Source organism: Streptomyces sp. UH6, assembly GCF_013421635.1.
Classification (GTDB): domain Bacteria; phylum Actinomycetota; class Actinomycetes; order Streptomycetales; family Streptomycetaceae; genus Streptomyces; species Streptomyces abyssomicinicus.
This window is the reverse complement of the sequence record NZ_JACADT010000620.1, coordinates 1-3,449: the sequence shown is the minus strand read 5'-3', so window position 1 is coordinate 3,449 and position 3,449 is coordinate 1. Positions and strand designations below refer to the sequence as shown.

Below are 3,449 nucleotides of genomic sequence, written 5' to 3'. Positions count from 1 at the left end.
CGCGTCACAGGCGCGGCAGCAGCCCGGCGAGGAGCTCGCCCATCCGGGCGGCGCTGTCGCGGCCGGCCTGGAGGACCTCCTCGTGGTTGAGGGGCTCGCCCGTCATGCCGGCCGCCAGGTTGGTGACCAGGGAGACGCCCAGCACCTCGGCGCCCGCCTCACGCGCCGCGATGGCCTCCAGGGCGGTGGACATGCCGACCAGGTCCGCGCCGATGACGCGGGCCATCCGGATCTCGGCGGGCGTCTCGTAGTGCGGGCCGGGGAACTGCGCGTAGACGCCGTCCTCCAGGCCGGGGTCGACCTCCCGGCACAGTTCACGCAGGCGCGAGGAGTACAGGTCGGTGAGGTCCACGAAGTTGGCGCCGACGATCGGCGAGGTGGCCGTCAGGTTGATGTGGTCGGAGATCAGTACAGGCTGGCCCGGGCGCATGCCCTCGCGCAGGCCGCCGCAGCCGTTGGTGAGGACCACCGTGCGGCAGCCCGCGGCGACCGCGGTGCGCACGCCGTGCACCACGGAGGCGACGCCGCGGCCCTCGTAGAAGTGGGTGCGGCCGAGGAAGACCAGGACCCGGCGGTCGCCGAGCCGGTAGGACCGGACGCGCCCGCCGTGGCCCTCGACCGCCGGGGGCGGGAAGCCGGGGAGCTCGGTGACCTCCAGGTCGGCCTCCGGAGTGCCCAGGGCGTCGACGGCGGGTGCCCAGCCGGAACCCAGCACCAGGGCCACGTCGTGCGTCTCGGTGCCCGTGAGCTGCCGGAGGCGGTCGGCGGCTGCGACCGCGGCGGCGTAGGGGTCGTCCCGAAGAAGAGAAGCGTTCACGCGGCAGACCCTATCCCTTCGTTCCCTACGCGCGTAGATCAGAACGGGCGCACAGCGGGATCGTTGCCGTGTCGTTTCCGAGCCCGCACGGGGTACGCGGGCGGCGGTGAGACGGGGGTCGGCGGACCCCGGGCGGTGCGACCTTGAAAGGTGCGGGACAATGGGGCACGTGACTCGGATCGTGATCATTGGTGGCGGGCCCGGCGGATACGAGGCGGCCCTGGTAGCGGCGCAGCTCGGCGCGGAGGTGACCGTCGTCGACGCGGACGGTCTGGGCGGCGCGTCGGTGCTGACCGACTGCGTGCCGTCGAAGACGCTCATCGCGACGGCCGAGGTGATGACCACCTTCGACTCGTCGTACGAGGAGCTGGGGATCATCGTCGCCGACGACACTCCTCACATGGACGCTCCCGCGCGGGTGGTCGGCGTGGACCTGGGCAAGGTCAACCGCCGTGTGAAGCGCCTCGCGCTGGCGCAGTCGCACGACATCACCGCCTCGGTGACCCGGGCGGGCGCCCGGGTGCTGCGGGGCCGGGGCCGGCTGGAGGGGCTCCAGGCCGCGGACGGCTCCCGCAAGGTGGTCGTGCGGGCGGTGGACGGCAGCGAGGAGACGCTGACCGCGGACGCCGTGCTGATCGCCACCGGCGGGCACCCCCGCGAACTGCCCGCCGCCCGCCCCGACGGGCAGCGGATCCTGAACTGGACCCAGGTGTACGACCTGGACGAGCTCCCCGAGGAGCTCATCGTGGTCGGTTCCGGTGTCACCGGCGCCGAGTTCGCCGGCGCCTACCAGGCCCTCGGCTCGCGGGTCACGCTGGTCTCCAGCCGCGACCGCGTGCTGCCGGGCGAGGACCCGGACGCCGCCGCCGTGCTGGAGGACGTGTTCCGCCGCCGCGGCATGAACGTCATGGCCCGCTCGCGCGCCGAGTCCGCCAAGCGGGTGGGCGACCGGGTCGAGGTCACCCTGTCGGACGGCCGGGTGATCACCGGCACGCACTGCCTGATGGCCGTCGGCGCGATCCCCAACACCCATGAGATGGGGCTGGAGGAGGCCGGCGTCCGGCTGAAGGACTCGGGCCACATCTGGACCGACAAGGTCTCCCGGACCACGGCCCCCGGCGTCTACGCGGCCGGTGACGTCACCGGCGTCTTCGCGCTCGCCTCGGTGGCGGCCATGCAGGGCCGCATCGCGATGTACCACTTCCTCGGCGACGCGGTGGCCCCGCTCAACCTCAAGGCCGTCTCCTCCAACGTCTTCACCGACCCGGAGATCGCCACCGTCGGCTACACCCAGGCCGACGTGGACGCCGGCAAGATCGACGCCCGGGTGGTCAAGCTGCCGCTGCTGCGCAACCCGCGCGCCAAGATGCAGGGCATCCGCGACGGCTTCGTGAAGATCTTCGCGCGCCCCGGCACCGGCATCGTGGTCGGCGGCGTGGTGGTCGCGCCGCGCGCCTCGGAGCTGATCCACCCGATCTCCATCGCGGTGGACAACAACCTGACGGTGGAGCAGATCGCAAACGCGTTCACCGTCTACCCCTCGCTGTCCGGTTCGATCGCCGAGGTGGCGCGCCAGCTCCACACCCGCAAGGCCTGACACCCCCGCATTCCGCGAGCGCCGGCCCCAACTCGGGGCCGGCGCTTGTCGTTTGTCCGGGCGGCGACTTCCGTGATCACGGACCGTCGCCGCCCATGCGTGTGGCATAGTCACCCGAGCCGCGCCTTATACCATCCCGAGCCCCTGATCACGCACATCTTCTGCAATTCGCCGCAAACTGCTGAAACCAGGCGGTCGTTGGGGTTACTGTCAGTTTCGTGTTCGCTGCAGAACGTCGTCAATTGATCCTCGAAATGGTGCGTGCCAACGGAGCGGTGTCGCTCCGGGAGCTCGCCCGCGTCGTCCAGACCTCCGAAGTGACCGTGCGACGGGACGTGCGCGCGCTGGAGGCAGAAGGACTCCTCGACCGCCGGCACGGTGGTGCGGTGCTGCCGGGCGGGTTCACGCGTGAGTCCGGCTTCCCGCAGAAGTCCCATCTCGCGACCGCCGAGAAGACCGCCATCGCCGATCTCGCCGCGGGTCTCGTCGAGGAGGGCGAGGCCATCGTGGTCGGGGCGGGCACCACCACCCAGGAGCTGGCCCGCCGGCTGGCGCGGGTGCCGGGGCTGACCGTGGTCACCAACTCGCTGCTGGTGGCGCAGGCGCTGGCCCATGCCAACCGGGTGGAGGTGGTGATGACCGGCGGCACCCTGCGGGGCTCCAACTACGCGCTGGTGGGCAGCGGGGCGGAGCAGTCCCTCCAGGGGCTGCGGGTCTCCAAGGCCTTCCTGTCGGGCAGTGGGCTGACCGCCGAGCGGGGCCTGTCCACCTCCAACATGCTCTCCGCGTCCGTCGACCGCGCGCTGGTGCAGGCCGCCTCCGAGGTGGTGGTCCTGGCGGACCACTCCAAGCTGGGCACCGACACGATGTTCCAGACGGTCCCCACGGAGCTGATCACGCGCCTGGTGACGGACGAGCCCCCGGGCCACGACGACCGGGCCGGTACGGAGCTGCAGGCGCTGGCCGACCAGGGCGTCCAGATCGCCGTGGCCGGAGCGCCGGGTTCCGAGCGGGCCGACCGGGCGGAACCGCAGG

At 72.2% G+C, this 3,449-nt stretch carries 3 protein-coding genes; 2 read left to right on the top strand and 1 reads right to left on the bottom strand.

Annotated elements, in window-relative coordinates; translation table 11 throughout:
• Positions 1–4 precede the first annotated feature (4 nt).
• Complete coding sequence (locus HW445_RS23140; protein ID WP_180222890.1) at positions 5–817, bottom strand: purine-nucleoside phosphorylase; 813 nt, start codon at positions 815–817, stop codon at positions 5–7.
• A 160-nt stretch (positions 818–977) separates the two neighbouring features.
• Here HW445_RS23140 and HW445_RS23135 point away from each other — a divergent pair, with 160 nt between their 5' ends.
• Entirely contained in the window at positions 978–2,414 is a 1,437-nt protein-coding gene (locus tag HW445_RS23135; protein ID WP_180222889.1) for an NAD(P)H-quinone dehydrogenase, read from the top strand.
• A 254-nt stretch (positions 2,415–2,668) separates the two neighbouring features.
• A partial coding sequence (locus tag HW445_RS23130) for a DeoR/GlpR family DNA-binding transcription regulator (protein WP_257231238.1) occupies positions 2,669–3,449 on the top strand: 781 nt, incomplete at its 3' end.

Coding starts and splice junctions, on each gene's coding strand:
- HW445_RS23135 (WP_180222889.1), top strand. CDS start 978: ATGGGGCACGTGACTCGGATCGTGATCATTGGTGGCGGGCCCGGCGGA.